The sequence below is a fragment of the Stenotrophomonas sp. Steno-C17 genome (assembly GCF_056393165.1).
The window spans coordinates 100,002-124,790 of sequence record NZ_JBWJPD010000001.1; the positions used below are offsets into that span (position 1 = coordinate 100,002).

The following is a 24,789-nucleotide window of genomic DNA, read 5'->3' on the forward strand; positions in this document are numbered from 1 at the left end:
GCCATGGCAACCACCCGTATCGGCATGCCGGGCTGAACGCGGCATGGGGTAGGCTATGCCCGAACTGCCAGGGATCAGCGGGTTCAGATCGTGTCGATCTATGCATTGAAAGGACGTTTCCAGGACCTCTTGCGTCCGGCCGTACGCGGTCTTTACCGCCTGGGCATCACCGCCAACGCGGTCACCGTGGCCGCCGCCGTGGTCTCGCTGCTGGTGGCCGCCGCCGTGTGGTGCTGTGCCCCGGCACAGCCGCTGCTGTACCTGCTGCTGCCGCTGTGGATGCTGCTGCGCATGGCGCTGAACGCCGTGGACGGCATGCTGGCGCGCGAATTCGGCCAGCAGTCGCGGCTGGGCGCCTATCTGAACGAATTGTGCGATGTGATTGCCGACGCCGCGCTGTACCTGAGCCTGCTCAGCGTGCCGGGCGTGAACCCGGTGGCGCTGTGGCTGCTGGCCTGGGCGGCGGCGCTGAGCGAATACGGCGGCGTACTGGGCCTGATGGTCGGCGCCAGCCGGCGCTACGATGGCCCCATGGGCAAGAGCGATCGCGCCTTCGTGATCGGCGTACTGGGCCTGCTGCTGGCTTTCGGCTGGGTGGGGGCGGTCACGGTGGGCTGGGTGGCCGGTGTGGCTGCGCTGCTGTGCGCAGTGACGCTGTTCAACCGGGTGCGCCGGGGGCTGCAGGAATCGGCGGTTTCACCGCAATAAACACCACGACAATACGGAGATTGCATGCGTCAGGCGCAGGAACGGGAATTCCACAGCTTCGACCAGGTACCGCTGTTCTACCGGTACTGGGCGAGCACCACGGGCACTACGGCCAGCAAGGCCGTTGTGCTGCTGCATCGCGGCCACGAGCATTCCGGGCGGGTCACCCACCTGGTGGACGAACTGGACCTGCCCGATACCGCCTTCTTCGCGTGGGACGCGCGTGGCAACGGCCGTTCGCCCGGTGCGCGCGGTGATGCCCCCGGTTTCCCGGCGCTGGTACGCGATCTGGACAGCTTCATTGCCCACATCGGCGCCGAGCACGGTATCGCGGTGGAAGACATCGTGGTGATCGCGCAGAGCGTGGGCGCGGTGGTCGCCGCGACCTGGGTGCACGACTACGCGCCGCGCCTGCGCGCGCTGGTCATGGCATCGCCGGCGTTCAAGGTGAAGCTGTACGTGCCGTTCGCGCGGGCCGGGCTGGGGCTGATGCAGAAGCTGCGCGGCAACTTCTTCGTCAACAGCTATGTGAAGCCGCAGTGGCTGACCCACGATCCGGCGCGGGTGGAAAGCTACCGCACCGATCCACTGATCACCCGGCCGATTTCGGTGCGCGTGCTGCTGGGCCTGTACGAGGCGGCCGACCGCATCGTGGCCGATGCGCAGGCGATCAGCGTGCCGGTGCAGTTGCTGGTCTCCGGCTCGGATTTCGTCGTGCACCGCGGCCCGCAGGACCGCTTCTACGAGCGCCTGTCCAGCCCGATCAAGGAGCGTGTGCACCTGCCGGGCTTCTTCCACGACACCCTGGGCGAGCGTGACCGCGCGCCGGCGCTGGCACGCATCCGCAGCTTCATCCAGGCGCGGTTCGCCGAACCGCTGCGTGAGCTGTCGCGCCGCGATGCACATCGCCACGGTCCGACCTTCGAGGAATCGGAGATTCTGTCGTGGCCGCCCGAACGCCACAGCCTGGCCGACCTGCGCTGGCGCGTCGTGCGTGGCGGCCTGCGCTTCGGTGGCACGCTGTCCGAGGGCATCGCACTGGGCCTGCAGACCGGCTTCGATTCGGGCAGCACGCTGGATTACATCTACCGCGACCAGGCACGTGGCAAGGGCCCGCTGGGGCGCATGGTCGACCGCAACTACCTGGACGCGATCGGCTGGCGCGGCATCCGCGTGCGCGGCCAGCACCTGCAGGAACTGCTGCGCGACGCCGCCCAGCGCCTGCGCGGGCAGGGCACGCCGGTGCGCGTGCTGGACGTGGCCGCCGGCCACGGGCGCTACGTGCTGGAAGCGCTGGGGCAGGGCGAACAGCGCGCCGAGCGCATCGTGCTGCGCGATTTCAGCGAATTGAACGTGACCCAGGGCCAGGCCCTGATCGAACGCCTGGGGGCAACCGACATCGCCCGCTTCGAACAGGGTGATGCGTTCGACCCGGCGCAGCTGGCGAAGGTGGACCCGGCGCCGACGCTGGCCGTGGTGTCGGGGCTGTACGAACTGTTCCCCGACAACGATGCGGTGCTGCGCTCGCTGCAGGGCATTGCCGCGACCGTACCGGTGGGCGGCTACCTGGCCTACACCGGCCAGCCCTGGCACCCGCAGCTGGAGTTCATCGCGCGGGCACTCACCAGCCACCGCGGCGGCGCGGCCTGGGTGATGCGCCGTCGTACCCAGCAGGAAATGGACGAGCTGGTGCGCCTGGCTGGGTTCCAGAAAGTGGCCCAGCGCATCGACGAGTTCGGCATCTTCACCGTTTCGCTGGCGCGCCGGGTCGGCTGATGGCCACCGTTGCTGCCATGCCCACCACCGCAGCGGCGCGTCCCTGGCGGCGCGCCCTGCTGTGGCTGGTCCTGCTGGGGCCGTTCTTCTTCGCCAGCTATGGGTTCGCCAACTGGATGGCCGGCCGCCAGCCGGACGTGCCGGTAATGGTTTTCGCCTGGGAAGCCCGCGTTCCGTTCGTGGCCTGGACCATCGTGCCGTACTGGTCGATCGACCTGTTCTACGCCATTTCGTTGTTCCTGTGCCGGCAGCGGCTGGAGCTGGACCGGCACGCGTTGCGTCTGTTCAGTGCGCAGCTGATCGCGGTGAGCTGTTTCCTGCTGTGGCCGTTGCGCTTCAGCTTCCAGCGCCCCGAAATCGACGGGGTGTTCGGCTGGCTGTTCGATGTGCTGCTGGGCTTCGACAAGCCGTTCAACCAGGCGCCGTCGCTGCACATCGTGCTGCTGATCGTGCTGTGGGTGAAGTTCGCCCAGTACCTGCACGGCGCGTGGCGCTGGCTGTTGCACATCTGGGCGCTGCTGATCGGTGTGTCCGTGCTGACGACCTTCCAGCACCACTTCATCGATGTACCCACCGGGTTGCTGGTGGGCTGGCTGTGTGTGTGGCTGTGGCCCGACCAGGGTGAGCCGCTGTTGCGCGCATGGCGCACGGCGCGTGACCCGAAGCGTTGGCGCCTGGCGGTGATGTATCTGCTGGGTGCAGTGCTGTTGCTGCTGCCGGCGTTGCTGTGGCGGGGCGCGGCGTTGTGGCTGCTGTGGCCGGTGCTGTCGCTGCTGCTGGTGGCGTTGGCCTATGCCGGGCTGGGCACGGCGGTGTTCCAGAAGCGCGCCGATGGTCGCTTGAGCATGGCCGCGCGCTGGCTGCTGGCGCCCTACCTGGCGGCGGCGTGGATCAATTCACGGCTGTGGACCCGGCGCGCGCCGCAGCCGGTGCAGGTGGCCGATGGCGTGTGGCTGGGTCGTCTGCCCAGTGCATCGTTACCGCTGCCGCTGCAGGGCGTGGTCGATACCTGCGCGGAGCTGTCCTGTCGTGCCCCTGGCGCGCTGTATGCCGGGGTGCCGATGCTCGATCTGGTGGTGCCCACGGCGGAGCAGCTGCGCGCGGCGGCCGCCGCGATCGAGCGCCTGCACGCGCAGGGGCCGCTGCTGGTGTGCTGCGCGCTGGGTTATTCGCGTAGTGCCGCCAGCGTGGCGACGTGGCTGCTGTGCAGTGGCCGCGCGGGCAATGCCGCGCAGGCGGTGGCGCAGGTGCGCCAGGCACGGCCGTCCATCGTGCTGCACGACGTTCACCTGTTGGCGATCGCGGCCGCTGCCGCACAGGAGACAACGGTATGAGCCAGGCCCCGGACCTGCCGATGATGCACCTGCTGCTGCGCCAGGGCCGCTGGCCCGCCGCGATGTCGCTGGGCCTGCTGCTGTTGGGGTTGCTGCTGCTGGGCATCGAGCCGGGGTTGGCGATGGTGGCCGCCGGCCTGGTGCTGCTGAGCGTGGCGCTGGGCATGGTGCAGGCGTACTTCGCCGTGCGCGTGCAGTTGGATGCCGGCCTGCTGCAGTTGCTGCTGCGCGAAGGCCTGAGCGACGAGGCCGCCGCGCAGCGGGTCGACCAGACGCTGCACGTGGCCGGGCTGCGCCGCCAGCCTGCCGATGCGCCGCTGCGCGACTGGAACGCGCGCTGGCTCGGCATGCGCGGGCTGCTGCTGCGGCAGTACCTGTTCACTGGGCTGCAGTTCGTAGCGCTGCTGCTGGCCGTGCTGTGGCCGCAGACGTAAGGGGAAAGCGATGTTCGCCAGACTGATCGCCCGCGCCTGCAGTGGCGCCATCCATGTGTTGACCGGCGCGCGTGCGCTGTGGATCGGCTGCGCGCCGTCCAGCGACCACCGCGTGTACTACGGCAACCACGCCAGCCACGGTGATTTCGTGCTGATCTGGTCGTCGATGCCGCCCGCCCTGCGCCGCCAGGTGCGGCCGGTGGCCGCGGCCGAATACTGGCAGCGCGATGGCCTGCGCCGCTATCTGATCGATGCGGTGTTCAATGGCGTGCTGGTGGAACGCGAGGCGGCGCACCGCCAGCAGGATCCCCTGCAGGTGCTGCGCGATGCGGTGGACGAAGGCTGCTCGCTGATCCTGTTCCCGGAAGGCACGCGCAACACCGGCGAGGAGCCGCTGCTGCCGTTCAAGAGTGGCATCTACCATCTGGCGCGGCAGCGCCCGGAACTGGAGTTCGTACCGGTGTGGATCGACAACCTGAAGCGGGTGATGCCCAAGGGCCGCTTCCTGCCGCTGCCGTTGCTGTGCACGGCCACCTTCGGCACGCCGCTGCGCCTGCAGGCCGAGGAAGACAAGGCGGCCTTCCTGGCGCGTAGCCGGCAGGCACTGCTTGACCTGGCACCGAACGGGGGCCGGGCATGAGTTTCATGATCGATGTGTCCGGCGATCTGGCCACGCAGAGCGTCGGCCAGCAGACCGGCCTGCTGTTTGCTGGCATCGGCGCGGTGCTGGTGCTGGCCACGGTGGTGGCCGAGACCCTGCGCTGGCGCCAGCGCGGGCGGCCCAACGCGGTCATCGCCAACCTGGTCTCGCGCATTCGTGCGTGGTGGGTGATGGCGATCGTGGTGGGCGGCGCATTGCTGTTCGGCCGCGCCGGGGTGATCGTGCTGTTCGCCATCATTTCGCTGTTCGCGCTGCGCGAGTTCATCACCCTGGCGCCGACCCGGTCGGGCGATTACTACGCATTGCTGGCGGCGTTCTACATCGTGCTGCCCTGGCAGTACTACCTGGTCTGGATCGACTGGTACGGCATGTACACGCTGCTGATTCCGGTCTACGCATTCCTGTTCCTGCCCATCCTGTCGACCATCGGCGGCGACACCACCCACTACCTCGAGCGCACGGCCAAGGTGCAGTGGGGCCTGATGATCTGCGTGTTCTGTATTTCGCACGTGCCGCTGCTGTTGAACCTGCAGGTGCCGGGCCATGACCCGGCGCGCAATGTACTGCTGTTCGCCTTCCTGGTGATCGTGGTGCAGTCGTCCGATGTGCTGCAGTACATCTGGGGCAAGCTGCTGGGCCGGCATCTGATCGCGCCGAAACTGTCGCCGTCGAAAACGGTGGAAGGCTTCGTGGGCGGGGTGCTGAGTGCCAGCGCGCTGGGGGCGGCACTGTGGTGGATCACCCCGTTCACGCCGCTGCAGGCGTTCGGGCTGTCGCTGCTGATCAACCTGATGGGGTTCTGGGGCGGCCTGGTGATGTCGGCCATCAAGCGCGACCGCGGCATCAAGGACTGGGGGCACATGATCGAGGGCCACGGCGGCATGCTCGATCGCCTGGATTCAGTGTGCTTCGCCGCGCCGGTGTTTTTCCATGTGGTGCGGTACTACTGGAAGGCGGGCGGGGGTTGAGGCCTTCATCCACGCATGGCGTGGATCTACCGGGTAGAGTCGAGCCATGCTCGACTGCCTTTCACGGGTTGCCCGGCGCAGAAGCAGTCGAGCATGGCTCGACGCTACACATCAGTGCGCTTACGCGCTGATGCCGTATTCCTTCAGCTTCTTGCGCAGGGTGGCGCGGTGGATGCCCAGCATCGCCGCGGCGCGGCTCTGGTTGCCTTCACAGTGGTTGAGCACTTCCACGAACAGCGGAATCTCCATCTCGCGCAGCACGATCTCGTACACGTCGTCCGCGTCGCAGCCATCAAGGTCGCGCAGGTAGCGACGCACGGACTGGGCTACGTGTTCGCGCAGCGGTGGCCGGGCAGCGCCACGACTGGTGTCAGGACGAGTGAGGACAGCGTTCAAGGGGGTTCCCGATCTGAAGGCCGGTGCGCGCGGTGCGCGCAGGCGGACGTGTGATTGGCCGTCAGTCTAGCGCGAGCGTGCTCGAGCTGCCACGGCCTGACGCCTCGACCTTGGTCAGAGGAACTCGAAGGTGAATGCGACGGTGGAGGCCGCCGGCTCCTGTACGCGGAAGGCGACACGCGCGCTCTGCCCGGGCTCCAGGGTGGCAGCCGGGGCTTCGCCCAGGTACTGCGCCGGGGTGAACACGCCGCTGCCGATCAGGCGGCCATCGGCGTCGGACAGTGACAGGCGCAGGTCTGGCCAGGCCTGTGCCCAGCGCGCATCGTTGCGGATGCTGGCCTGCACCTGCAGCACGCCGGCCTGCCCCGGCAGGGGGCGGATCTCGCGGCTGGTCATGGTCAATGCCGTCGGCTCGCGCCAGGCCGGCAGGCTGCAGCGCAGGACGCCGCACAGTGCGCTGATCCAGGGCCGGTGGCTGGCATCGGCGGCAAGCCGTGCGCGGTCGGCCAGCACACTCTGCAGCACCAGCAGCAGGGCCAGCCCGGCCACCAGTGCCCAGTGCCAGCGCGGTGTGGGGCGTGCGCGCGGGCGCATGCCCAGGAAGCTGGGTGCGTCGTTGGCAACGGCCACGGCGTCGGTCGCGTCGTCCTCGGCGCCGTCGGCGCTGTCGGCCCCAGCTTCGCCTGCGTCCAGTTCCGGGCGCACCACGGCTGCGTCGAGGTCCACCGCCGGCGGCGCGACGTCGTGGTGCGCCGGCGCCGCGGCAGCGTCATCCACGATCGGTGGCTCGGCGCGATCGGTGCTGTCTGCGGGCGTGGCATCGTCTCCCGGCGTCGTGCGCAGGAAGGTGGCCAGCGGGCGGCGCGGCGGGTTCGGCTCGGACATGGTCAGGGCACCGGCTCGGATCCAGCGCTCATTCAACCACGATCAGGCGCGGCGCACGCCAGTGATGCGCATCCAATCACCGTCCTGGGTGGCCTGCAGGTCATCGAACCAGACGGCGTAGCGCTGTAGCAGTTCGCCTTCCTGGCCATGCAGGATGCCCGACAGCGCAATGCGCCCACCTGCGGCCACGCGCGCGGCCAGCAGCTCGGCCAGTGCGTCCAGCGCCGAGGCCAGGATGTTGGCGACCACGATCGGGTAGGTGGCGACCGGTTCGTCCTGCGGCAGGTAGACGTGCATGCGCGCCTGTTCGCCGTTGCGCTCGGCGTTGTCGGCGGTGGCCACCAGCGCCTGCGGGTCGTTGTCCACGCCGATCGCTTCGGCCGCACCCAGCTTCAGTGCCGCCAACGCCAGGATGCCGGAACCGCAGCCGAAGTCGAGCACGCGCTGGCCCTGCAACTGGCCTGATACCGCCAGCTGGTCCAGCCAGCGCAGGCACAGCGCGGTGGTCGGGTGGGTACCCGAGCCGAAGGCCAGGCCCGGGTCCAGGCGCACCACCGCCGCATCGGCGGCCTGCGCAGCGTCGGGCAGTTCGTGGTTCCACGGCACGATCCAGGTACGGCTGCCGAAGTCCATCGGCTGGAACTGGTCCAGCCAGGCGCGTTCCCAGTCTTCGTCTTCGACCGCGCGGAAGCTGCCGCCGCTCCAGTCCAGTTCGGGATCGAACGCTTCCAGTGCGGCCAGCAGCAACAGCGCATTGCTGTCGGCCGGGAACAGGGCGCTCAGCACCAGGGTGTCCCACAGCGGGGTTTCGCCCACGCCCGGTTCCAGGATGGCCTGCTCGTTGCTGGTATCGGCCTCGGCATCGAGCAGGGTGACCGCCAGCGCGCCCACGTCCTCCAGCGCGTTTTCATAGCGGGGCTGGGTGGCTTCGGTGCAGCGCAGGGTCAGTTCCAGGAACGGCATGGCGGTGGGGGCAATCGCGGGAAAGGGGGCCATGCTAGACCATCCGGGCGTCTCCGTATGCCCTGAGATGGGTCCAAGCGGTTCAGACAGCGCTTCGGGGCCTTGCTAAAATGCCGGCTTTGCTGTGTCCCGCGTCCACTTCTGTCGCCCATGGCCTTCGCTCCCACCCTCAAAACCTGGTTGCTCGTGCTGCCGGCCGTGGCGGTGCTTGGCGTGGCCGGTTACCGGGCCAGCGGCCATGGTCATGAGGTGCGGGACGGCGTGGCGGTACCGATGGCCGTGTCCGCGCCTTCGGTGGGTGATGCGTTGGCGCCAGTGATGCCGGAAGCCCTGGCACGCCGGCTGTCGGGCATCGAGCGCAGCAGCGCACTGCCGTCGGGGTTGCCGCTGGATATCCGCGCCGATATCGAAGGCGATACCGACCTGTTCGCCTATGCACAGCGCTTGCGCGTACAGGCCGACAACGGCAACCACGAAGCGCGCTGGATGCTGAGCCGCGTGTATGACTACTGCGCCCAGTATGCGGTGGATCCGGGCGGCTACCGATTGGACAACAACGTGCTGGCCGGCCTGGGCCTGAGCGCGGCGCCCGCCATGGTGCAGGCGCGCGAACGCGTGGCCCAGCGCTGCGGCGGCTTCGTGCCGGGCGACCGGCTGGGCCCGGCGCTGGTGATCGGTGAACGCCGCCGTGCGGCACAGGAAGGCAACCTGGCTGCCGAAGCGTCGCTGTTCGCCGAGGGCGAACCGCTGCAGGACAGCGAGCAGTACCGGCGTGACCTGGTGCAGCGCGTGCAGGATTCGCGCGACCCGGAGGCATACATGGCGCTGGCCCCGGCGATGGGCCTGCGCGCGGCCGGCGACAAGGCGATGTCCGGCCTGATTGCCGGCGAACAGCTGAGTGAAATGGCCTGGCGGGTTGCCGCCTGCGAGCTGGGGCTGCCGTGTGGCGCTGACAGCGTGCTGGTGAACAGTTATTGCGCGAACGGAGGGATCTGTTCGCAGAGTGGAACGCAGGATTTCCGGGATTTCGTGTATGACGCCGCGGTTTCGCGGCAAGGTGCGGGGAAGATGAAAGAGTGGATCAAGCGATTGATTGGTACGGGAGCAGGGCGATGAACTACCGTCGTTTACTACATGGCGCCAAGTTCTGGTTCTGGGTGGTGTTGTTCGTGGCTTATTCGGCCGGCGCGGTCGGGTTGTTGATGATCGATACCTACGAAGATCGCTACCGGCACCTGTCCAAAGTGGAGCTGACCACGGTGAAGGCGCAGGAAGAAGTGCGCCGCGCCGGTGCCAGCCAGGTTGCCGCGGTGTACCGCGCGCAGAGTGGGGTGCCGTTTGCTTCGCTGCCGGCCGGCAGCACCTTCCAGGTGGTCTGGCCCGATGGTTCTACCGAAACCATGGTGATTGTCGATCCGACCTCACCCAATGGCGTACGCCCGCTGGCCAATTCGCAGATTCCCGCCGAAGTGGCCGACAAGCGCTGATGCGCGCTGGACAGCGCCGGGCCCTGCCCGGCGTCGTCGTCGATCGTTCGTCGCACCCAACAGAAAAGGGCGGGGAAATCCCCGCCCTTTTCGTGTCCAGCGTTGGCCGCGCGATCAGGTCAGTGCGATCGGCTTGTTCTTGCGTTCGGCCAGGCGCTTTTCCAGGTAGTGGATGTTCTGCCCACCGGCCTGGAAGCCCTTGTCACGCATGATGCGCTGCTGCAGCGCCACGTTGGTCTTGATGCCGTCCACCACCATTTCGCTCAGCGCCACCCGCATGCGGGCGATGGCGGTTTCGCGGTCCGGGCCGTGCACGATCAGCTTGCCGATCATCGAGTCGTAGTTCGACGGCACGCGGTAGCCACTGTAGATGTGGGTGTCCACGCGCACGCCGGGGCCGCCCGGCGGATGGAAGCCGGTGATGGTACCCGGGCTCGGCACGAAGGTTTCAGCATCTTCGGCGTTGATGCGGCACTCGATGGCATGGCCGGTCAGGACCACGTCGCTCTGCTTGATCGATAGCTTCTGGCCAGCGGCGATCTTCAGCTGCTCGGCCACCAGGTCGATGCCGGTGACCATTTCGGTGACCGGATGTTCCACCTGGATGCGGGTATTCATTTCGATGAAGTAGAAGCGGCCGTCCTCGTACAGGAACTCGAACGTGCCCGCGCCGCGGTAGCCGATGCGGATGCAGGCTTCCACGCACACCTTGCCGATCTGCTCGCGCTGCTCGGCGGTGATGCCCGGTGCCGGCGCTTCTTCCACCACCTTCTGGTGGCGACGCTGCATCGAGCAGTCGCGCTCACCCAGGTGGATGGCGTTGCCCTGGCCGTCGGCCAGCACCTGGATTTCCACGTGGCGCGGATTCTCCAGGAACTTCTCCATGTAGACCTCGCCATTGCCGAACGCGGCCTTGGCCTCGCTCTTGGTGGTTTCGATCGAGGTCTTCAGCGAGGCTTCGGCGTGCACCACGCGCATGCCGCGGCCACCGCCGCCACCGGCCGCCTTGATGATGACCGGGTAGCCGATCTCACGGGCGATCTTGGTGTTGGCCACGATGTCTTCGCCCAGCGGGCCGCCCGAGCCAGGCACGCACGGCACGCCGGCGGACTTCATCGCGCGGATGGCTTCGACCTTGTCACCCATCATGCGGATGGTGTCGGCCTTGGGGCCGATGAAGATGAAGCCGGACTCTTCCACGCGCTCGGCGAAATCGGCGTTCTCCGACAGGAAGCCGTAGCCCGGGTGGATGGCCTGGGCGTCGGTGACTTCAGCGGCGGCGATCAGTGCCGGAATGTTGAGGTAGCTCTGCGGCGACGGTGCCGGGCCGATGCAGACCGACTCGTCGGCCATGGCCACGTGCTTGAGGTTGCGGTCGACCGTGGAGTGCACGGCCACCGTGCGGATGCCCAGGGTGTGGCACGCGCGCAGGATGCGCAGCGCGATCTCCCCTCGGTTGGCAATGACGACTTTGTCGAGCATGGCGTGCCCCTCAGCCGATCACGAACAGCGGCTGGTCGAATTCCACCGGCTGGCCGTTCTCGCCCAGGATGGCGACGATGGTGCCGGACTTGTCGGCTTCGATCGGGTTGAACATCTTCATCGCTTCGATGATGGCCAGGGTTTCGCCTTCCTTGACCTGCTGGCCAACGGTGACGAAGGCCGGCTTGTCCGGGGCCGCCGAGGCGTAGAAGGTGCCGACCATCGGCGAGCGCAGCACGTGGCCTTCCGGCAGGGCCGGGCCCGGCTTGGCGGTGCCGCCGGTGGAGGCTTCGGTGGGCGACTGCATCGGCATGGCCGGCGCGGCCGGGGCCGCCGGAGCGGCGTACACCGGGGCAGCGACCGGGGCGGCGTAGCCGGCCACCGGGGCGCGCGACAGGCGCACGGACTCTTCGCCTTCCTTGATTTCGATTTCTGCCAGGTTCGACTCTTCCAGCAGGTCGATCAGCTTCTTGATTTTGCGCAGATCCATGAGGGCCTCTTTGGTTTCTATCTAGGTGAGGAGGGCGCCTTGGGCGCCGGGTTCGACAATCAGGTGGCCGACAGCCGCAGCAGGGCCGCGTCCATCGCGTAGCGGTAGCTGTCGGCGCCGAAGCCGCACACCACGCCTACCGCCTTGTCGCTGAAATAGCTGTGCTGGCGGAACGGTTCGCGGGTGTGCGGGTTGGACAGGTGAATTTCGATGAAGGGCACCGCCACCGCAGCCAGCGCGTCACGCAGGGCGACCGAGGTGTGGGTGAAGGCGGCCGGGTTGATCAGGATGAAAGCGGTTCCATCAGCACGTGCGGCCTGCACACGGTCCACCAGCACGTGCTCGGCGTTGGACTGCAGGCTGTCCACGGCGTGGCCGGCGGCGCCCGCCTGGGCGGCCAGGGCCTGGTCGATATCGGCCAGCGTGGTGTGCCCGTAGACCTCCGGCTCGCGCGTGCCGAGCAGGTTGAGGTTGGGGCCGTGCAGGACCAGCAGCTTCGCCATGGAATCCGATCAACGGGAAAGGGCGGCAGTCTGGCGGAAGCTGAGGATGGTGTCCAGTTCGGCGAAGTTTGCGGCGTTTCAATCGAGCGTTTGAAATTCGCCGAGGCCCTTGTGGCCGTATGCGGCGGGGCGGATCAAGGCTGGCTGAACGCCGTGCGCGCGGGGGATGTCGGCATGTACGCCGATGATGCGCGCAAACGGGCGGGATGGGGAGCCGGTCACCCGCAAGGTGATCCGGCCCCGGTGCTGCCTCAGGCGGGCGTGCGCAGCTGGGCGATGGCCGGCGGCACTTGGTCCAGCCACCAGCGCGGGTCGGCACTGCCATCGCGGACCGTGCCGTCACGCTGCACGTAATGGCGCACATCGCGGCCGGCATCGCTCAATTCGCCAGCCAGCACCCGTTCCAGCCACTCCGCGCCGTAACGGAAGATCTCGGCGGCAACACCGCCCAGCGGATGGAACTCGTTTTCGTAGACGCGCAGTTCCTTAGGCGCGCGGATACGCTCGAAGTTGGCGATGGCATCGGCCAGTGGGGTCAATTCGTCGAATTCGCCGATGCCCACCAGTACCGGGCAACGGATATCGGCCACGCGTTGGCCCAGCGGCATGCGCTCGGCCAGCTCGTGGTCGAAGGTGGCCGCATCGGTGTGCCCGGACATGTACATGTAGTTGGTCTTGAAGGTGGGCTGGGCCCGTTCGAAGATCGTGGTGAAATCGCCGGTCACCCCTTCGAAACTGGCCAAGGCTTTCAGGCGCGGCTCGCAGGTGGCGGCGCGGTGGCCCCAGTAGCCGCTCATGCTGATGCCGAACATGGCGATGCGATCGGCATCCACTTCCGGCAGCGCGGCCAGATGGTCGATGTAGGCGCTGATCGCCCGCTCGTAGTTGTCCAGGGTCACCACCAGGCCGTTGGCGCGGGTTTCGCCCTGGCCCGGGCCTTCAATGGACAGCGCCACCACCCCGCGGGAGGTGTAGTAGCGGTCGGCGGCATGGATGTAGTCCTCTTTGATCATGTCCATGCCCGGGCCCAGGATGACTGCGGCCGCCCCCCGCACCGGGCCGGCAGGCAGGTGCAGCAGGGCATACAGGGTCTTGCCTTCGAACGGAATCTCGACACGGCGCACGCGGCCCTGGCGCAGCGCACCGATGCGGGCCACCGCATGGTTGGCGTGCGCGCGGAAGGCGTGCTTGCGCGGATCGGCCGCATCGAAGATCGAGTACTGCGCGCGGCCCCACATGACCGCCGCGCGCACGTAAAGGTCGGCCGCGGTCTGTGCGTGGCCATCGCGGTCGTAATGGGCGGCCTTGCGCTCGATTTCGCCGGCCACCGTCGCCCAGGCCTTGGGCAGCATGGCGCCGCTCTTCACCAGGGAAAACACCCGGTCGAAATCGGCCGGGTCATGGCCCAGCTGGACCAGGGTGGCCTTGGCCTCCGGATGCAGGGCGTCGAAACCGCCCTGGGCCAGGGCGATATCCAGCACCCAGCTTTGTGCTGCGGAACGTGAACTCATTGCGGTGTCTCCAGAAAGGATGGAAGCGCGATGGCCATTCGCTAAGTACTAAACTAAATTCCGTGCGCTATCCTGTCAAACCGTTTCCAGCCCGTGGTCTGCCATGGTTCATGCTGTCCCGCCTGTCGAGCGCGCCGCGTTCGATGCCCTGGCCCGTGCCGCCTATCAGCTCAGTGCGGCCGACGCGCGGTTGCGCGGCCGCGCCACCCGCGAAGCAGGCGCGCTGTCGATGACCCACGCACGCGTGCTGAAGCTGCTGGACGAGCGCGGACCGCTGTCGGTGACCGCGCTGGCCGAAGGCACTGAAACGTCCACGGCTGCGGTGACCCAACTGCTGAAGGGGTTGGTTGCGGCTGGCTACGTGGACAAGCAGGAATCGGCCGAGGACCGCCGCAAGGTACGGGTGAAGCTCACGGCTGCCGGGCGCGCCCGGCACCGGCAGCGCGAAGCACGCATCCAACAGTGGATGCAGCTGGCCCTGGCACAGCATTCCGATGCCGAACTGGCGGCGGCCACGCAGATCCTGGGGCAGCTTGGGGCCCTGTACGACGCGCTGTAAGCCGCACGCAGGCTTTACATGGCCAGGGCTCCATTTATAATCGACCGGATGGTTAAAAATGGAGCGCGCCCATGGGTCGCCGCAAGAGTATTGATCCGCAGCAGGTGCTGGACGCTGCCGAGCGCGTGGTAGCCCAGGTGGGCGCCGCGCGCCTGACCCTGGATGCCGTGGCCGCCGAGGCCGGGGTGAGCAAGGCGTCGGTGGTCTACGACTTCCAGTCCAAGGCCGGCCTCATCCAGGCGGTGGTGGAACGTGCGGTCGCCCGCGACAACGCCTTCAATCGCGAGGCGGCAGCCGGGTTCGACCAGGATGCGGTGCTGCGCGGGCGCCTTGCCGCTGCCGCCCAACCCTTTCCCGAAGCATTCCAACCCGTGGCGCTGGCGCTGTGCGCCGCCATGGCGCAGGACCCGCAGTTGCGCGCCCCCATCCAGCACAACCAGGCGCAGATCCTGGCCGAAATCCAGCAGCAGGCGCGCCACCCGCGCAGCGCGATGCTGGCTTACCTGGCGCTGGAAGGCATGAAGCTGCTGGAGTCGCTGGACTACGTGCAGTGGCCACCGGCGCAGCGACAGCAGCTGTTGCAGGACATCGGCGCGTTGATCGACGCACCGCCGCGCTGAATCCGTTCTCTCCCCTCGAGGTACCCCGATGAGTTCTTCCACCCTCTTCCTGACCGGAGGAAGCGGCTATGTGGGCCGCAATCTGATTCGCCGCCTGTGCGCCGAAGGTCACCACGTGCGTGCGCTGGTGCGCAGCCCACAGGCCGCCGCAGCGGTACAGGCACTGGGCGCCCAGCCCGTGCACGGTGATCTGCTGGACCCGGGCATCGCCGCAGCGATGTCGGGTTGCGCGGCGCTGATCCACGCGGCCGCCGACACTGATCATCGCAATGCCTCGTCCAGCCAGTGGCAGACCAACGTGGAGGGCACCCGCAACGTGCTGACGACGGCGCGCAGCGCGGGCGTGCCCGTTGCCATCGTGCTGAGCAGCGAGTCGGCGCTGACCAGCGGCGCGCCGCTGCAGCAGGCACGCGAAGACCAGCCGTATCCCGCGCGGGCGGCTGGCACCTACGGCGCCAGCAAGGCCGAGGCAGAGCGCGTGGCGTTGGCGCTGTCCACACCGCAGTTCGCGGTGAAAGTGCTGCGGCCGCGTTTCGTCTGGGGCCGCGACAACACCACGGCCATGCCGTACCTGCTGCAGGCCGTGCGCAGCGGTCGCTTCGCCTGGATCGATGGTGGCCACTACCTCACCTCGGCCACCCACGTGGACAACCTGGCCGAAGCGGTGTGCTGCGCGCTGACCCGCGGCGCAGGCGCACGCATCTACCACGTGTGCGACGGCGCGCCGGTGCCGTTCCGGCGCCTGATTGGTGCGCAGCTGCAGGCCCATGGGGTGGAGCCGCCTGACAAACAGGTGCCACGCACGCTGCTGCGCGTGTTCATCGGCCTGGATGATCTGTTCCGCGCGCTGCGGCTGCCGCTGCGCGCACCGATGACCCGGCAGGAATTTGCATCCTCTGCGGTGGAGGTGACCCTGGATGACAGCCGCGCGCGCAGCGAACTGGGCTATCGGCCGGTGCTCACGCTGGAGGCCGGTGTCGCGCTGCTGAAAAGCCAGATAGCGGCGCAGGGGTGATCTTCAGGGGTGCGTCGATGGCAGGCTGTCGCGCGGCGCGTGCCCAAACAGCCGGCTGAATTCGCGGCTGAACTGGGATGGGCTTTCGTAGCCCACGGCGAACGCCGCAGCGGCGATGCCGATGCCGCCCCGCTGCAGCAGGCGGCGCGCCTCCAGCAGGCGCAGCTGCTTCTGGTATTGCAGCGGCGACAGGCCGGTGGCTGCGCGGAAATGGCGATAGAACAGCGTGCTGCCCATGCCCGCGCGGCTGGCCAGCGCCACTGCATCCAACGGCTGGCGGAAACTGCGCTGCACGCTGCGGATCGCACTGGCCATGCGCCGCGCCAGCGGCGATGGCTGGGCCATGGCCCGCAAGGTCGGCCCCGCCGCACCCTGCAGCAGACGGAACAGCAATTCGCGCTGCAAGGGTGGCCACAGAACCTGCTGGGCCTGCGCCGTATCCACGGCCAGTTCCAGCACGCGTTGCAGGCAGCCCAACACCGGTGCGCCCAGGGCCACCACACTGAATGGCGCGGGCGCTGCAGCTCCAGTCGTCGGCTGGTCGCGCAGTTCATCCAGCAACTGCCGCAGCGCAGCGGTGTCCAGTTCGATCACCAGGCCCACGAAGGGAATCTGGGGATTGCCACGGGTCACTACACCGCGGGCGGGGACCGGCAGCCGGGTGAGCAGCGCATCGCCTGCGCGATAGTCCAATACTGCATCGCCCACCAGCACCTGCTTGGCGCCCTGCAGGACCGCGCCCAGCGCAGGACGATACAGCGCTGGGGTGGGTACCCGCGGCGCGCCTGACTGTGCCAGCCAGGCGCCGGGCAGCAGTTGCAGCAGCGATTCTGCGGCGGCGCCACGCGCGCGCAGCACCGATTGCGCCTGCAGGGTCAACGCATGCAACGTGGCAGGAAGGCTGTCAGTGGCAAGGGAATCGGGCAAGGATCGTGTGCAATCGGGCAAGTGTGGGCGGCGCCGTGGGCGCAGCATGTCACGCTCCGGTTAACGAGACAAAACCCAGCATGCACAGCGAACACACCCCGCGCACGATTGCCCTGGTCACCGGTGGCAGTCGTGGTATCGGCCGCAGCATCGCCCTGCACCTTGCCCGGCAGGGCAGTGATGTGGTGATCACTTACCAGCACCAGCAGGTGCACGCGGCGGACACCGTGCGCCAGCTCGAAGCCTGTGGTGTCCGCGCGGCCATGCTGCCGCTGGACCTGGCGGACACCGGTACGCTGGAAGTCTTCGTGCCCGCCATGCAGGCGCAACTGCAGCGCTGGGGCGCGTCTCAGTTCCAGTACCTGGTGAACAATGCCGGCCTGCATGCGCCCTCGGCCTTCGGTGAAATCCGTGCCGAGGACATGGACCTGCTGTACCGCGTGCACTTCAAAGGCCCGCTGCTGCTGGCGCAGGCGTTGTCGCCGCAGCTGGCCGACGGCGGTGCGATCCTCAATATCTCTACCAGCCTGACCCGCCACGTGGCGGCTGGCAGCCTGGCCTATGCGGCCATGAAGGGCGCGCTGGAAACCGCCACGCGCTATCTGGCGCTGGAACTGGGCGCGCGTGGCATCGCGGTGAACTCGGTGGCACCCGGTGCCACCGAAACTGACTTCTTCGGGGGCGCGGTACGCGACGACGCAGGCGTGAACCAGTACGTGGCGCAGCACACGGCGATGGGCCGCACCGGCCGCGCCGATGACATCGGTGCCGCCGTAGCCAACCTGCTGGCACCGGGCAGCCATTGGATCACCGGGCAGCGGATCGAGGTGGCGGGCGGCATGCTGCTGTAAGCCCGCTGGCGTGCGCGCTTACACTTCCAGCGGTACCGTGGGCACCACGTTGGGAAAGACTTCTTCCAGCGCTTCGGTTCCCCCCGGCGCTGGCGCGGGCCAGTTGTAGGCGTTCACCGGCTGCGCCCGGTTCACCCACAGCGCGTAGTGCAGATGGTCGGCACGGCCATCGCCGGTGTTGGGATGGATGAGGATGGTCAGACCCAGGCTGTTGAGCTGCAGCCACGGCAGCAGCACCGGCAGCAGGTCGTTGGTAAACCCGAAGTAGAACGAGGGGGTGACGTGTGGCCCGCGCGGCTGCAGGTTCCAGTTGCCCAGCTCCACCGGGAAGCGCTCGGCCGCCCAGCGGCGCAGCAGCGCGGCCTTCTCGAAGGTGTCCTCATCGAAGTAGATGTGGGCGTGGTAACTCTTGATATCGGTATAGGGCCGCGGCCGGTCGGGCAGCGGCGTTTCGCCCGGACGGACGCTGGCCGGGCGTGGCGTCGCTTCGCTCACCGTGTCCTGGCCCCAGGGGCTGTGCCCCTGCGCGGGCGGCGGCACGATCGGGCGGAACCCGGGGCGGCCCGGTTCGGTGGTGTTGGGCGCGGCGCTGGCGGCCGCAACGGGCAGGGCAGGGAGGTGCGTCGGCATGGCCAGCGTCTTGGTGGCGGAGCCGTCACGCTCGGTGATGGGCCTGGCGCCGTCCAATAAGCAGCCGGCATCACCTGATGCCGCGCATCTTCCGGCTGTAACCGTGATGCGCTACAACGTGTGACTGCACAACGGACGTGGCATCTCGATGAAGTGGCGTGAACCCTGGTTGCCGGGCCTGCGGCAGCAGCCGCGATTCAATCCTCTGCAGTGGCAGGTACTGAAAACCGCGCTGGCGTTCGGCGGTGTCCTCGCTGCCTTCGTGGTGTTGACGGCGTTCACCCGCGAGCGTAGTGCCGGTGACATCGCTCTTTCGCTGGCGATCTGCGCCGGCTTCGGGCCCGCACTGGCGCTGCTGCTCTACACCGTTTACTGGCTCAGCCCGCGCAGGATCGATCACGGCCCCTACGGCATCATCATCAGCAAGGCCGAGAGCACGTTGATCCTGCCGTGGCAGGCCATTGCCGGCTACGCCTTCGTATCGGTAGAGGGCGAACGTGCACTGAGCCTGCGCGATCATGCCGGTGTCGACCATCGCCTGTTCCTGTCCGAGCGGATCAGCCGTACGGTGATCGAACGCACCCTGCGCGAGCACACCGGCCTGGCGCCGGGCCTGCCACGTTGAAGTCGTGCTGGCGACCGGGCTAGGGTGGCCGGACCGCTGCCCTGGATGTCCGCCATGACTGCTCCCGACGCCGATACCGCCCGCAGGCGTGCCGCCTTCCGCCAGCTGCATGCGCAGGGTTGCTTCGTGCTGCCCAACCCGTGGGACGTGGGCAGTGCGCGTTATCTGCAGCGGCAGGGGTTCCAGGCCCTGGCCACCACCAGCGCCGGCTGTGCGTGGAGCGAAGGCCGGCCCGACGGTGCGGTTTCGCTGCAGGCCACGCTGGACCATCTGCGGTTGATGGCCGCAGCCACCGATCTGCCACTGAACGCCGACTTTGGTGATGGTTTCGGTGCAACACCCGATGATGTGGGGCAGGCGGTAACCGCGGCGCTGGACACCGGCATTGCCGCGCTGTCGATCGAAGATGCCAGCGGTCTGGCCGACGCACCCCTGCGCCCGCTGGAAGAGGCCGTGCAGCGCCTGCGCGCGGCGCGTGCGGCCATTGATCGTGCCGCGGCCGATGTACTGCTGGTTGCGCGCGCTGAGAACTTCTTCGTGGGCGTGCCGGATCTGGAAGACACGCTGCAGCGCCTGCGTGCCTACGCGGCTGCCGGCGCCGATGTGCTGTACGCACCGGGCATCACCACGGTCGAACAGATCCAGGCGGTAGTGGCCGCAGCCGGTGGCACGCCGGTGAACCTGCTGGTGGGTGGGCCGACGTCGCTTACGTTGCGCGACATCGCGGCGCTGGGCGTGCGCCGGGTCAGCCTGGGCGGTGCGCTGGCCCGCGCGGCGTGGGGTGGATTGATGCAGGCCACCGAGCCGCTGCTGCGCGAGGGCCGCTTCGATGGGCTGCAGCAGGCCGCGGCGGGTGCCGCCCTGAACGACCTGTTCCGGTCGTAGCGGCCGCGGGCGCAGTAGATTCACGCCATGCGTGGATGGCGCGCAGGCTGGGGTCGGAGCCCTTCGCTGCGCGAAGGGATCCGACCCCGCTCCGGGTTACTGCACGGGCGCCGGCACCGGGAAGGTCCATTGCCCCTGCAGCACCGCCGGCTCCGGCCGGTAAATGCGCGCCAGATAGTTCCAGCCGGGCATGGTGGGGATGCAGTTGGCGGTGCTGGCCGTGCAGCCACCAAACTGCACATCAATGCTGCCATCGGCACTTTTCTTCGCGGTCACGCTGTTCACCGAATAGCGCCCCAGCGCGTTCTGTTCGAAAAAGCCGTCGGCGTTGTACACCGACAGCGACCAGAAGGCCTTCATCGGTACGTCGCGCACCTTCACCCGGTACACGGTCTTGCCGTCGTTCATTGGCACGCCGCCACCGGCATAGATGGCCTCGCGTTCGGGATTTCCGCCCCAACCGGCAGCGGTGCCCAGCAGGTGACGGACCGGATCGATTTCCTCGCGGCTGCCGAACATGCGCTTGTAATCGGGGATGCCCGCAACCAGGCCCAGCAGCAGCTTGCGCGTGCCGTCCAGCGAGGTCTTGTCCCAGTCGGGAATCTCGAACATGCCCTTGTTCGTCTGCTTGATCGACAGCGCATCCTGCAGCTTGTGGGCGGTGGCCATGTCGGTCTTGCTGGTTTCGTCCACCAGCGTGCGGATGATGATCAGCGCGTAGCGCGTGCCCACCTGTTCCTGGGTCAGCACATGGCTGCCCTTGCCATGCCACAGGTCCACGGTGATGTGGTCCTGGTTGACGATCTGCGCGGCCATGTAGCGATCACCGGTATCGGGCATCACCACGGTGGCCGGCGATGCCTGCAGGTCCACCACCGCATACGAATACAGCGTGTCCCGGTTCAGGCGGATGATCAGTTGTTTGTCCAGCGCCGGAAACGCGCGCGCATGCTGGAACTTGCCGAAACCGCCGTCGGCGGCGATCTTGCCCAGGTAGACATCACTCTCGGCGCGCACGAAGTTGTCCGTGTTCACCGGAATCGGCGTTGCGGTCTGCGCGGTGGCGGCACCGGCGCAGCCGAGCACAATGGCGGCGCACAGCAGTCTGGGCAGGGTCATGGTCATCACTCCTTGGTTGACAGGGGAAGGGAAACGGTGAGGAACACGCTGTTGCTGCGCGCACGATTGGCCACGGCGGTTTCGTGGAAATACTTCATGCGCAGCGATACCGGGCGTGCCCCGGCACGGAAGCTGTACTGCGCCCCGGCGCCGAGTGCGGATACGCGCCCCTTGAACGGCCCCAGCAATGCGCCTGCACCCGAATCGCCACTGACCTGCTGGTAGTGGTAGCCCAGCAGACTGACCGACCATGCCGCCGAGAAGTACTGGCTGACCGCTGCCTCAAGGTGCGCTTCGTCGCCGGTGCGGTAGTCGGTGGCGCTGTTGCGGCCGTTGAAGGTGTAGCCGAGGGCTGCGGAGACCTCGCGGCCGCTTTCCACGTCCAGCCAGGTCAGTGCCGTGGAGACATCGGTGCCCCACCGGTTGAACGACAGGTTGGCCAGGCGGTCACGCCGGTAGTCGCCCACCGGAACATTCACCGAAACGCCGGTCTGCACCGAAAGCTTTCCGTCTTGCCAGGCCAGGCTTGCGCCCAGCGACGGATCGCCGTAGGTGGTCAATGCATCAGAACGCGTCAGCCCACCGGTGCCACCCAATCGCGGAAAATCAGTGACCACTTGCGCATCCAGCGATTTGCGCCCGATCGGCAGCGTGGCGCTCAGGCCCAGGCGGCCACCCAGCGGCTGCCACGGCGTGGACCACAGCAGCGTGGACAGATTCACGTAGGCATCGGCATCCACGCCGGAGGCAAAGCTGCCACCGGTCGGCAGGGTTCGGCTGTTGCCCAGCGAGCCGCGATAGAAATAGCTGTCGTTCTGGTAGTAGACGCCGGGCGGTGGCGCCAGTGCAGCACCTTGTCCCTTCATGCCCAGCAGGTACACACCCGTGGAGCCCTCGGCGGCGTGTGCCGCACAGAATGAAGAACCCACGGCGACGAATACGAGGGGGAGAATCAGTCTGGCCATGCCCGTTCCCTGGAATGCGGTAACGCGCCAGCGAAATGCTTTGTCGTGGCGCTGGAACGATTCTAGGCAGTCGCCTCCATTGTGATTGTGCAAGACTGCACATTCCGCCCCGATCGTTGAAGCAAGGGAATGACGACGAATTCAGCGGCATTGGATGTGGTGTTGCGGCACGGTTGGCTGTCCCAGCTTCCGCTCGCATTCCAGCAGGCCATGCAGGCGCACATGCGCGTGCAGGACTACAGCGCCGGGCAGTTCATCTACCGGCGTGGCGATCCTCTCGGCGGCATCTACGGACTGGTGTCCGGCGTTGTGGCCGTGGATATCGCGCCGCCGGGTGAAGACTGCCGGCTGGTGCAGTACGGTACGCCCGGTTCATGGACTGGCGAAGGTTGCTTCCTGACACGCCAGCCACGGCGACTGGACCTGCGTGCAGGGGGCGATGTGCGCGTGGTGCATGTACCTCTGCAGGCCATGGATGCGCTGGCCCGGCAGGACCCGGCCGCGCACGGCTATTTCGCGCAGATGCTGATGGCCAATGTCTATGTGCTGCTGCGCGTGGTGCACGATCTGCAGATCAGCCAGGTGGACAAGCGCATTGCCTCGACCATGGTGCGCCTGCGGGTTGCCGAGAGCGAAGCATTGCCGATCACCCAGACCGAACTTGGCCAGCTGGCCAACGCCTCGCGGCGGCAGGTCGCGGCGGCATTGAAGCAGTTCACCGGCAACGGGTGGGTAGAAGCCAGTTACCGCAGCGTACGGGTGATCGATGCAACTGCGTTGGCGCAGTTCGCAACGGCTGAAGATCTCTGAGTCGTGCGTGGGGTCGGAGCCCTTCGCTGCGCGAAGGGATCCGACCCCGGGGTCAGATCCCGTTGCCTGGCAACGGGCTCTGACCCCACGGCCTGATCAGAAACGCGCGGTGGCGCCGACGAAGAACGTGCGCGCGCCGCCGTCGTAGTTGTTGCCTTCGTCGATGGTGGACACATCGCCCACGTTCAACACGCCGGCACGCAGGGTCAGGTTCTCGTTCACATCGAAGCCGGTGACCAGATCCCAGGTGGTGTACGCCTTGGCGAAGGTCGCGCTGGTGGCCGACACCAGCTGCTTGCCGATGTGCTGCGCACTGGCGTTCAGCGACCAGGCGTCGGTCACCTGCCATTCCAGCGAGGTGTTGGCGGTCAGTTCCGGTACCACCAGCAGGGTGGCGCCGGTGGTGCGGTTCTTCGATTCCAGCATGCGCGTGGCATTGGTGGTCCAGCTCAGCCGCTCGTGCAGCGGCACGGTCACGCTGGCTTCCACGCCGCGGGTGCGTGCCTTCTGGATGTTCTGCGCCACCGTCCACCAGTAGCCGTTGACGAAGCTGGTGGTCTGGCCGGGAATCTGGCTCAGCGGCACCTGCTCGATCTTGTCATCGAAGTTGGTCAGGAAGTAGGTGGCCGACGCCGACCAGCCGCCCTGGTCGTAACCCAGGCCCAGCTCGTAGTTGGTGCTGGTTTCCGGTTCCAGGTTCGGGTTGCCGGCCATGTAGCAGCCGCGCGTGCCATCGGCATTCACCGAGGTGCTGCTCCAGCCTTCGACGGTCAACGCGCGGCAGCCGTTGCCACCGGACTGGGTGGCCGCGCCGGCGGTGCCCTGCTTCAGGTTGGGCGCGCGGAAGCCCTTGGAAATGCCACCGCGCACGGTCCACGCATCGGCCGGGTGCCAGACGCCGTAGATGCGCGGGCTCAGGTTGTCGTCGTAGTTTTCAGTGTTGTCCCAGCGCAGGCCCAGGGTCAGCACGAAACGCTCGTGCAGGGTGATGTGGTCTTCGGCGAACAGCGCCCAGGAATCGGCCTCGCTGGTGGGGCTGATGCGGCCGCTGCCGGTCCAGGTGACCGGCACGGTGCCGATGGTGTCGCTGTTTTCCAGTTCCTCGCGCTTCCACTGCCCGCCCACGTTCAGGCTGTGCTCGAAGCCCCAGTGGAAGCCGGTGGTGAAGGCGGTATCGAAGACGGTTTCCTTCGAGTGGTTGCCCACCGTGCTGCCCTTGTCCTCGTAATCGTTCTGCACCAGCGTGGTCTTGGACGTGCTGGCATCGCCGTACTTGCCGTCGTGGCTCAGCACATAGCCGGTCTGCACCAGCTTGGACAGGCCCCAGCTGCTGACTGCGCCGGCACCGCTGTTGCGCTGGGTGCCGCGCGAGGCTTCCACGCCCACGCTGTGGTTGTCGTTCACCCGCCAGTGGAACTGCACGTTGGCATTTTCCGCCTTGTTGCCCGGGGTCTGCCGCGCGCCACGATCCGACTCGCGGTCGGTCACGTTGGCGCCCACGCGCACGCCCAGGTTCTGGGTGAGCGGGCCACTGAACAGCGCGCCCATCTGCGTGGTGTTGCCGCGCGTATCCGAATCGGGCTTGCTGTAGTTGAAGGTGGCCGAGCCGCCCCAGTGGTCGGCGATCTTGCGGGTGATGATGTTGATCACCCCGCCCATGGCGTCCGAACCGTACAGCGAGGACATCGGGCCGCGCACCACTTCGATGCGCTCGATCATGTCCGGCGACAGCCAGTTCAGATCCTGCGGACCCAGGTCATCACGGTAGTTCACGCCGGCCGAGCTGCCCTGGCGGCGGCCGTCGATCAGGATCAGCGTGTACTGCTCGGGCAGGCCGCGCAGGCGGATCTTCGACTGCGCACCGGACAGCGCGTAACCACCGGTCACGCCCGGTACGGTGCTCAGCAGCTGGCCGATGCTGCTGACCGGCTTGCGCTCGATCTCCTCGCGGGTGATCACGCTGATGCTGGCCGGGGCATCCTTGATCCACTGCTGGGCGCCGGTGGCGGTGACCACCACGGTATCCAGCTGGCGCGCCGAGGAGGCATCGGCGCTGGCATCAGCATGGGCATGGGCGGCCAGCGCCAGACCGATCGCAGCGGTCAGGGTGGCAACGGAACGGCGACGGTTCGGTGAGGCGTGCGACATCGCGCAGGTACTCCTGTGAGGGGGTCCACTGGCGATG

Annotated in this window: 27 protein-coding genes; 15 read left to right on the forward strand and 12 right to left on the reverse strand. The window is 67.6% G+C overall.

Annotated features, from left to right (window positions below):
• Positions 1–90 precede the first annotated feature (90 nt).
• From AC06FA_RS00415 to AC06FA_RS00440, 6 genes are read left to right on the forward strand one after another with little or no spacing between them, the layout of a single operon-like run.
• Positions 91–708, forward strand: coding sequence for a CDP-alcohol phosphatidyltransferase family protein (locus AC06FA_RS00415; RefSeq protein ID WP_478066634.1), 618 nt, complete (start codon positions 91–93; stop codon positions 706–708).
• 24 nt (positions 709–732) lie between these two features.
• On the forward strand, positions 733–2,484 hold the full coding sequence (locus AC06FA_RS00420; protein WP_478066635.1) for a bifunctional alpha/beta hydrolase/class I SAM-dependent methyltransferase: 1,752 nt from the start codon (positions 733–735) through the stop codon (positions 2,482–2,484).
• The gene (locus tag AC06FA_RS00425) at positions 2,484–3,818 is read left to right on the forward strand and encodes a phosphatase PAP2/dual specificity phosphatase family protein (protein ID WP_478066636.1); all 1,335 of its coding nucleotides are present in this window, start codon (positions 2,484–2,486) and stop codon (positions 3,816–3,818) included. The genes AC06FA_RS00420 and AC06FA_RS00425 overlap by 1 nt, the downstream gene beginning before the upstream one ends.
• Positions 3,815–4,252, forward strand: coding sequence for a hypothetical protein (locus AC06FA_RS00430; RefSeq protein ID WP_478066637.1), 438 nt, complete (start codon positions 3,815–3,817; stop codon positions 4,250–4,252). Before AC06FA_RS00425 ends, AC06FA_RS00430 begins: the two co-directional genes overlap by 4 nt.
• 10 nt (positions 4,253–4,262) lie before the next feature.
• Positions 4,263–4,892, forward strand: a complete 630-nt coding sequence (locus AC06FA_RS00435) for a lysophospholipid acyltransferase family protein (RefSeq protein ID WP_478066638.1) — start codon at positions 4,263–4,265, stop codon at positions 4,890–4,892.
• Positions 4,889–5,881: a phosphatidate cytidylyltransferase gene (locus AC06FA_RS00440; protein ID WP_478066639.1), complete on the forward strand. Its 993-nt coding sequence runs from the start codon at positions 4,889–4,891 to the stop codon at positions 5,879–5,881. Before AC06FA_RS00435 ends, AC06FA_RS00440 begins: the two co-directional genes overlap by 4 nt.
• A gap of 120 nt (positions 5,882–6,001) precedes the next feature.
• On the opposite strand, the gene fis is transcribed toward AC06FA_RS00440, so the two are convergent.
• From fis to prmA, 3 genes are all read right to left on the reverse strand, one after another.
• Positions 6,002–6,277, reverse strand: coding sequence for a DNA-binding transcriptional regulator Fis (gene fis / locus AC06FA_RS00445; RefSeq protein ID WP_108751030.1), 276 nt, complete (start codon positions 6,275–6,277; stop codon positions 6,002–6,004).
• Between the two features lie 114 nt (positions 6,278–6,391).
• Positions 6,392–7,162: a DUF3426 domain-containing protein gene (locus tag AC06FA_RS00450; RefSeq protein WP_478066640.1), complete on the reverse strand. Its 771-nt coding sequence runs from the start codon at positions 7,160–7,162 to the stop codon at positions 6,392–6,394.
• Positions 7,163–7,204: 42 nt separating this feature from the next.
• Positions 7,205–8,125, reverse strand: coding sequence for a 50S ribosomal protein L11 methyltransferase (gene prmA / locus AC06FA_RS00455; RefSeq protein ID WP_478066848.1), 921 nt, complete (start codon positions 8,123–8,125; stop codon positions 7,205–7,207).
• Between the two features lie 150 nt (positions 8,126–8,275).
• On the opposite strand from prmA, the gene AC06FA_RS00460 reads away from it, so the two are divergent.
• Positions 8,276–9,241: a hypothetical protein gene (locus tag AC06FA_RS00460; RefSeq protein WP_478066641.1), complete on the forward strand. Its 966-nt coding sequence runs from the start codon at positions 8,276–8,278 to the stop codon at positions 9,239–9,241.
• Complete coding sequence (locus AC06FA_RS00465) at positions 9,238–9,612, forward strand: hypothetical protein (protein ID WP_312707028.1); 375 nt, start codon at positions 9,238–9,240, stop codon at positions 9,610–9,612. Before AC06FA_RS00460 ends, AC06FA_RS00465 begins: the two co-directional genes overlap by 4 nt.
• A 114-nt stretch (positions 9,613–9,726) precedes the next feature.
• Here AC06FA_RS00465 and accC read toward each other — a convergent pair whose 3' ends face one another.
• From accC to AC06FA_RS00485, 4 genes are all read right to left on the reverse strand, one after another.
• Positions 9,727–11,094 (reverse strand): acetyl-CoA carboxylase biotin carboxylase subunit, encoded by a 1,368-nt coding sequence (gene accC / locus AC06FA_RS00470; protein ID WP_010481079.1) that lies wholly within the window; start codon positions 11,092–11,094, stop codon positions 9,727–9,729.
• Between the two features lie 10 nt (positions 11,095–11,104).
• On the reverse strand, positions 11,105–11,584 hold the full coding sequence (gene accB / locus AC06FA_RS00475) for an acetyl-CoA carboxylase biotin carboxyl carrier protein (RefSeq protein WP_108754331.1): 480 nt from the start codon (positions 11,582–11,584) through the stop codon (positions 11,105–11,107).
• A gap of 59 nt (positions 11,585–11,643) precedes the next feature.
• Positions 11,644–12,087 carry a type II 3-dehydroquinate dehydratase gene (aroQ, locus tag AC06FA_RS00480; protein WP_108763040.1) on the reverse strand — a complete coding sequence of 148 codons (444 nt, stop codon included), beginning with the start codon at positions 12,085–12,087 and terminating at the stop codon, positions 11,644–11,646.
• A 251-nt stretch (positions 12,088–12,338) separates the two neighbouring features.
• A complete protein-coding gene (locus tag AC06FA_RS00485) occupies positions 12,339–13,598 on the reverse strand; it encodes an alpha/beta hydrolase (RefSeq protein WP_478066642.1) in 1,260 nt (419 codons plus the stop codon).
• Between the two features lie 103 nt (positions 13,599–13,701).
• Here AC06FA_RS00485 and AC06FA_RS00490 point away from each other — a divergent pair, with 103 nt between their 5' ends.
• From AC06FA_RS00490 to AC06FA_RS00500, 3 genes are all read left to right on the forward strand, one after another.
• Positions 13,702–14,157: a MarR family transcriptional regulator gene (locus tag AC06FA_RS00490; RefSeq protein WP_478066643.1), complete on the forward strand. Its 456-nt coding sequence runs from the start codon at positions 13,702–13,704 to the stop codon at positions 14,155–14,157.
• Between the two features lie 71 nt (positions 14,158–14,228).
• Complete coding sequence (locus AC06FA_RS00495; RefSeq protein WP_478066644.1) at positions 14,229–14,777, forward strand: TetR/AcrR family transcriptional regulator; 549 nt, start codon at positions 14,229–14,231, stop codon at positions 14,775–14,777.
• 28 nt (positions 14,778–14,805) lie between these two features.
• Complete coding sequence (locus AC06FA_RS00500) at positions 14,806–15,792, forward strand: NAD-dependent epimerase/dehydratase family protein (RefSeq protein WP_478066645.1); 987 nt, start codon at positions 14,806–14,808, stop codon at positions 15,790–15,792.
• A 3-nt stretch (positions 15,793–15,795) separates the two neighbouring features.
• Here AC06FA_RS00500 and AC06FA_RS00505 read toward each other — a convergent pair whose 3' ends face one another.
• Positions 15,796–16,719, reverse strand: coding sequence for an AraC family transcriptional regulator N-terminal domain-containing protein (locus tag AC06FA_RS00505; protein WP_478066646.1), 924 nt, complete (start codon positions 16,717–16,719; stop codon positions 15,796–15,798).
• Between the two features lie 80 nt (positions 16,720–16,799).
• Between AC06FA_RS00505 and AC06FA_RS00510 the strand changes: the two genes are divergently transcribed.
• On the forward strand, positions 16,800–17,570 hold the full coding sequence (locus AC06FA_RS00510) for an SDR family NAD(P)-dependent oxidoreductase (RefSeq protein ID WP_478066647.1): 771 nt from the start codon (positions 16,800–16,802) through the stop codon (positions 17,568–17,570).
• 18 nt (positions 17,571–17,588) lie between these two features.
• Here the strand turns inward: AC06FA_RS00510 and AC06FA_RS00515 are convergent, their stop codons facing one another.
• On the reverse strand, positions 17,589–18,200 hold the full coding sequence (locus AC06FA_RS00515; protein WP_478066648.1) for a DOPA 4,5-dioxygenase family protein: 612 nt from the start codon (positions 18,198–18,200) through the stop codon (positions 17,589–17,591).
• Between the two features lie 148 nt (positions 18,201–18,348).
• On the opposite strand from AC06FA_RS00515, the gene AC06FA_RS00520 reads away from it, so the two are divergent.
• Together AC06FA_RS00520 and AC06FA_RS00525 are read left to right on the forward strand one after the other, a co-directional pair.
• On the forward strand, positions 18,349–18,825 hold the full coding sequence (locus tag AC06FA_RS00520; protein ID WP_478066649.1) for a hypothetical protein: 477 nt from the start codon (positions 18,349–18,351) through the stop codon (positions 18,823–18,825).
• 54 nt (positions 18,826–18,879) lie between these two features.
• Entirely contained in the window at positions 18,880–19,710 is an 831-nt protein-coding gene (locus AC06FA_RS00525; protein ID WP_478066650.1) for an isocitrate lyase/PEP mutase family protein, read from the forward strand.
• A 96-nt stretch (positions 19,711–19,806) separates the two neighbouring features.
• On the opposite strand, the gene AC06FA_RS00530 is transcribed toward AC06FA_RS00525, so the two are convergent.
• Both AC06FA_RS00530 and AC06FA_RS00535 read right to left on the reverse strand, forming a co-directional pair.
• Entirely contained in the window at positions 19,807–20,829 is a 1,023-nt protein-coding gene (locus AC06FA_RS00530; protein ID WP_478066651.1) for a DUF1214 domain-containing protein, read from the reverse strand.
• A gap of 5 nt (positions 20,830–20,834) precedes the next feature.
• Positions 20,835–21,794 carry a SphA family protein gene (locus tag AC06FA_RS00535; protein ID WP_478066652.1) on the reverse strand — a complete coding sequence of 320 codons (960 nt, stop codon included), beginning with the start codon at positions 21,792–21,794 and terminating at the stop codon, positions 20,835–20,837.
• Between the two features lie 129 nt (positions 21,795–21,923).
• Between AC06FA_RS00535 and AC06FA_RS00540 the strand changes: the two genes are divergently transcribed.
• Complete coding sequence (locus tag AC06FA_RS00540; protein WP_478066653.1) at positions 21,924–22,604, forward strand: Crp/Fnr family transcriptional regulator; 681 nt, start codon at positions 21,924–21,926, stop codon at positions 22,602–22,604.
• Positions 22,605–22,700: 96 nt separating this feature from the next.
• On the opposite strand, the gene AC06FA_RS00545 is transcribed toward AC06FA_RS00540, so the two are convergent.
• Positions 22,701–24,752, reverse strand: coding sequence for a TonB-dependent receptor domain-containing protein (locus AC06FA_RS00545; protein WP_478066654.1), 2,052 nt, complete (start codon positions 24,750–24,752; stop codon positions 22,701–22,703).
• Positions 24,753–24,789: the final 37 nt, after the last annotated feature.